The organism is Elusimicrobiota bacterium (assembly GCA_018816525.1).
In the GTDB taxonomy this organism is placed as follows: Bacteria; Elusimicrobiota; Endomicrobiia; order CG1-02-37-114; family XYA2-FULL-39-19; genus OXYB2-FULL-48-7.
The window spans coordinates 1-4,935 of the sequence record JAHIVV010000044.1; the positions used below are offsets into that span (position 1 = coordinate 1).

5 protein-coding genes are annotated in these 4,935 nt (G+C 36.2%); all 5 read right to left on the reverse strand.

Going from position 1 to position 4,935, the window contains the following annotated elements; genetic code table 11:
- Positions 1-111: 111 nt before the first annotated feature.
- Genes KKH91_04445 through KKH91_04465 form a run of 5 tightly spaced genes read right to left on the reverse strand, consistent with a single transcriptional unit; the run spans position 112 to position 4,470 of the window.
- Positions 112-1,716, reverse strand: a complete 1,605-nt coding sequence (locus KKH91_04445; GenBank protein MBU0952058.1) for an ATP-binding protein — start codon at positions 1,714-1,716, stop codon at positions 112-114.
- The gene (locus KKH91_04450) at positions 1,713-2,498 is read right to left on the reverse strand and encodes a site-specific DNA-methyltransferase (GenBank protein MBU0952059.1); all 786 of its coding nucleotides are present in this window, start codon (positions 2,496-2,498) and stop codon (positions 1,713-1,715) included. Before KKH91_04450 ends, KKH91_04445 begins: the two co-directional genes overlap by 4 nt.
- A gap of 6 nt (positions 2,499-2,504) precedes the next feature.
- The gene (locus KKH91_04455; protein MBU0952060.1) at positions 2,505-3,626 is read right to left on the reverse strand and encodes a DNA adenine methylase; all 1,122 of its coding nucleotides are present in this window, start codon (positions 3,624-3,626) and stop codon (positions 2,505-2,507) included.
- Between the two features lie 36 nt (positions 3,627-3,662).
- Complete coding sequence (locus KKH91_04460; GenBank protein MBU0952061.1) at positions 3,663-4,271, reverse strand: TdeIII family type II restriction endonuclease; 609 nt, start codon at positions 4,269-4,271, stop codon at positions 3,663-3,665.
- A gap of 4 nt (positions 4,272-4,275) precedes the next feature.
- Positions 4,276-4,470: a helix-turn-helix domain-containing protein gene (locus tag KKH91_04465; GenBank protein ID MBU0952062.1), complete on the reverse strand. Its 195-nt coding sequence runs from the start codon at positions 4,468-4,470 to the stop codon at positions 4,276-4,278.
- Positions 4,471-4,935 lie beyond the last annotated feature (465 nt).

The window sequence follows — 4,935 nt, forward strand, 5'->3', positions numbered from 1 at the left end:
CTCAAACGGAACGGGAACGGAAGCAGGCGGGCAAAAATTCCTTCCCCCCAACCCCCTTCCTTTTTGCCCGCCTGCTTGGGCTTCGCCCCCAAAACTTTTCGGCGGACTTTTCTAATTATAAGCTAATTCCCAACACTTACTCAATGCTTCAAATAATTTTGGCATTTGACTCTCAAAATCAATTTTTGAAATACCATCTCCTGCGGACTTGGCTTGATTCAGTTTATCATCACCGGACATTTTTTTCACATCGGCGGCTACTTTTTGCCATGTAGTCGGATAATATTCTTCAATACTCGCCGCCGTTGATTCAAAAAATTGTCCGTTGGTTTGTAAATTGGCATGATTCGTTAAAAATGTGTCGCGCTGAGTTATATCCGCTTGCTTATCTACGAAAATTACCGCCTTGTCTTTGTAGATACTAGTTTCAAGCGGTTTGAATACTTGAACAATCGCATTGAACGAGCGTTGCGTTTGAATAAGATCGCCATCGGCGGGAACTATTTGGACACGAGGTTTTTCAGAATAATGACGCTCAATAACCTTATTCACAAATTCCAAATCGCTTTTACCCTCAACAATCAAAAAGTTTTTTGGCAAAAGTAGGTCGGCAGGACTTCCTCCGAGTAGCTCATAAACCACAAATGGCTTTTCAATTTCGGTTATCGGTGCGATGTTTGTTTCTTTGTTTATTTTTTCAACTTTGAAAATTGTTTGCTCGTCATGTTCATCAACAACTAAAACCGAGGAGTGAGTATTGATGAAAACTTGATCGCCACCTTTCGCTAATTCCAACAAAGCATTTTTGAGTTTTCTTTGTGCGGACGGATGTAAATGTAATTCGCCTTCATCAATGAAGAACAAGAAAAATTTACTTGTTTCTTCATGTTCGCGACGAAAATCGGCATAAGTTTGAATAATGGCAAGCATCAACGCTCTCTGCATACCGTCGCCTTTCTCGTCTGCGTCGGTGTAAACACCATCATCAATTGAGGTATCAAAATTTTTGAGTAAATCTTCAAAAACTGGCTCGGCTACTTCAAAAACAACTTTGTTGCAGTCAGGAAATTGTTTTTCTAGACACACTTTCACCTTACCGCTTAATTCATCCAGTTTTACTCTAACCTCTGATTCTGGGGCGGTAAAAAGTTCATCGAATTTTTCACGAAAGGCGGCGTAATCTTTATTCTGTTCTAAAATGGCAGTCAAAACACCGGAGAGCATATTTGCGATAGGAGTGTTCTTTCCATACTTTGCCATCTCCATCGGATTTATTTGAGTACTCACATATTCAAATTTGGGGAGAAAGTCGTTGAAAGCAGAATCGAAACCAGTCGGATTTTTTGCTAACCATTCGTTTTTGTTCGTATCAAAAATTTTCCGCGTTTTTGAATCACTACTAATGCGCTTTACTCTAACAGTATCGTTTTCACCAAGAAGATTTTTGATTGCAGTTTTATTTTTCTCATTCTTCATTTTGGCGATGCCGTCTTGTATTTCTGAAAATTCAATTTCAACACAAACTTCAGCATTGCCATCTCGCATAAAGCGAATTTTATCGATATCGCCCTTCGCGCCATAAAACCAATCTATCGCTTCGAAAAAGTTTGTTTTCCCATGGTTGTTTTGCCCGACAAAAACATTAAATTTATCAGCAGTAATTTCTGCATATTTTATAGAGCGGAAGTTTGTGACTGTAATTTTGTTTATTTTCATATTCGCGTACTTAAAAAATCCTTTATTCTACTTTGCGCAAGTGCAACATATTTTTCATCTCTCTCAATGCCTATCCATTTTCGTCCTAATGCTTCGGCAACAACGGCAGTTGTTCCGCTTCCCATAAACGGATCGAAAACCAAATCTCCTTTGTTGCTTGCTGTCAGCACAACCTGTTGGATAAGTTTCAACGGCTTTTGTGTCGGGTGCGCTTTTATGCCATTTTCATCCTTCAACCTTTCTTTTCCCCTGCAAAGTCCAAAGACCCAATCGGTATCTTTCATTTGAATACCGCCGTTCATTTTCTTTAGAAATTCGTAATTGAAAGTATATTTTTTGCAATCCTTATTTTTTACCGACCAGATTATTGTTTCGTGATTATTTGTAAAACGGCGACCATTTAAATTCGGCAGAGCGTCAGTTTTTACCCATATCACATCATTCAAAAACCAAAGTCCTAAATTTTGCATTATTGTCCCAACTCGGAAAATGTTGTGATACATTCCGATAACCCAAAATGTGCCTGTTGGCTTTAAAATTCTTTGGCACTCCTTAATCCAATTTTGAGTAAAATTATCGTAATCTTCATAGCTTTCAAATTGATCCCAGTAATCATCAACTGGAATAATTTCAGAGCCGTCGGCTCTTTTTAATCGTTTTCCTTTCGGAAGTTGTAAATAATAAGGTGGATCGGCAAAAATTAAATCAACAGAATCATTGGGGAGTTTTTTCATTTCCTCTATACAATCGCCGTGTATAATTGTGTTGATAAATTTTTGCATACGACATCAAAAGTTATAAATGACAAGATGTTCAACTTCTCTATCATTTCTGCCTTTAACATTGTAGAGATAGGTTTTGTCGAATCTATCAATTTTTATTCCTTTTTTATTTTTGTATAAACTCGAAATAAAAGGTGTGTTTTTGATTATGAGAATAAAGTTTGCTTTTGTGTCGTAAAGACACCCCGCCAATCTTTCTTGATCTTTTTTCTCAAAAGATTTTTTCTCATAATTACTGAAATCAGTATCATATGGTGGGTCAAGAAAAATGAAATCGTTTTTTGAAAATTGATACCCATTAAAAATCTTTTCAAAATCTTGATTTTTGATAACAGTATTTTTAAAAAGATTTTTTACTTCATCGCTAAATATATAATCGACTTTCCCGCGAAAATCTTTTGTATTATACGCAATACCGCCATATGGGATATTAAAATGACCACTTTTATTAAAACGAAACATTGAGCCGTAACAAAACTCTCTTATGAAATAGTAATTAGCGATTTTTTTTGGCAAACTTATTTTATATTTATTGCCGTTGAAATTCATCACATCTCGAAAGTGCATATAAAACCCACTTCTAAATGCGGTTTCAATATTTTTTTGAAGATCGCCCTCGGGTAATTTTCCTCTTTGCTTTTCAATTTCTCTCGTCCTGCTAATTTTTGAAATCAAATTTGAGGTAATCTGTTCTAATAGATTTTGCTCGTCCAAACAAAACTTTTTGAGAAAAAGTCCATTAAACCGATCCTCTTCTTTTGTGAGGATAGAGTTTACCTGTTTTGATAATTCCGCTTTGGCAATCTCATCTTTTTTATATTTCTCATAGAGCCTGGTTATTTGATTTTCAAAAATGGTGATGTACTTTGGGATTTTTTCCCAATTTGTAACATAGTCATATAATTCTTTTTTAAATTCTTCTCTGTCGTTTTCTGTTTTGAGTAAGCTGTAAAAATCAGTGAGTTCGTTACAAATATCATTGATAATCGCTTTTTGTGGTTTTAGTTGAAAGAAAATTGCACCTCCGCCAAAAAATGGCTCGATGTAACGATCAAAAGTCGGGATTAAATCCTTGATGTAAGGAAACTCTTGTGTTTTGCCACCAGGCCATTTAATAAGTGTTTGCATATATAGATTATCCCAAATAAGTTTTTTTGATTGAATCTAGTGAAGTTTTAATAAGACCAGCTTTTTCTTTATAAGCTTCAAGCACAATGTTATATCCTTGATCTGACAGGCTTCTTTCTCTGAACGAGCTTTTTTATTATCAAGATCACCACCTATTTTTAACTCAATCAAAAAGTTTTCCCCAGTTTCTTTATCAATCAAATAATAATCGCTATCATGCCTTTTTGTTACAAGTGCTTGCTCTGTTGGTTTGGTACGCAAAAATTGATAATCATCTGTTGTCGGCGGTCTAACTTCTCGGCGTTTATATTTTTCTAACAATTCTGCCATGTCTTGAGTTTGTTTAAGGCTAAGTGGTCCTGCAACGCTTTGCTTAACTTCATAAGTCAATTTTGCAATATTGATTGCCATTTTTTCTAGCATATTACCCAAAGAGCTATCAAGCGAACGCACAAGGGCAGTGTAGTATTGTATTTCTGGTCCAAGAACTGCAATAAAAATATTGTGAATTTTCATATTTAAAGTACCCTCGGGATCTTCTAACTCACCCTCGTGTCTACCTTGAAAACCCACTGCAAATGATTCTACAGAGGCATGAACAATTGATTTTATAGCTTCTTTTTTGTCTAAAGTATCGTTTGTCATATTTTTATTTTATTAAATCCTCAATTGGTACATTTAATGCTTTGGCAATTTTTTTAAGTGTATCAACTGTGGGGTTTTGTTGTTTCCCTGCCTCAATGTTAATTATCGTATTATTAGAAACATCGGCAAGCCGAGCTAGTTTCTCTTGCGACAAACCTAGTTTTTCCCTTATTCGTTTGATTTTACTTGACTCTACCATATTTTATTAGTAATATTAAATTGTGGTATAATTGAATTATGTTTAAACTTCATAACTACAATATAATATTACCAAAATATTTGGAAATAGTAAAGAAAAAAGGGAGTACCTTTGTCTTTTCCGCGCACGGGTGGTGGGGCAAGGAAAAGAATCCGTCCGCCGAAAAATCCGTTTGCCGAAAAGTTTTGGGGGCGAAGCCCAAGCAGGCGGGCAAAAAGGAAGGGGGTTGGGGGGAATTCCGCTTTTCCTTTGCGAAATCAAATTGAGGACAGCCCCGCCACCTGCCTGAATACTTGGAAGGCAGAACACCGCAGAAAAATACTCTTTTCAGTAAATATCCCACGAGCTTACGCTCGGGGCATTTAAATTCCTAACTCAAGCTTCGCTTGTCCAATATCTTCTTTGCCTTGTTGCTCTATATAGTCTTTTATCACGCGTTCATTGATTCCAACGGTCGAAACAAAG

Excerpts from the sequence above, each read along its gene's own strand:
- KKH91_04465 (MBU0952062.1), bottom strand. The coding sequence starts at position 4,470 with ATGGTAGAGTCAAGTAAAATCAAACGAATAAGGGAAAAACTAGGTTTG.
- KKH91_04455 (MBU0952060.1), bottom strand. The coding sequence starts at position 3,626 with ATGCAAACACTTATTAAATGGCCTGGTGGCAAAACACAAGAGTTTCCT.
- KKH91_04445 (MBU0952058.1), bottom strand. The coding sequence starts at position 1,716 with ATGAAAATAAACAAAATTACAGTCACAAACTTCCGCTCTATAAAATAT.
- KKH91_04450 (MBU0952059.1), bottom strand. The coding sequence starts at position 2,498 with ATGCAAAAATTTATCAACACAATTATACACGGCGATTGTATAGAGGAA.
- KKH91_04460 (MBU0952061.1), bottom strand. The coding sequence starts at position 4,271 with ATGACAAACGATACTTTAGACAAAAAAGAAGCTATAAAATCAATTGTT.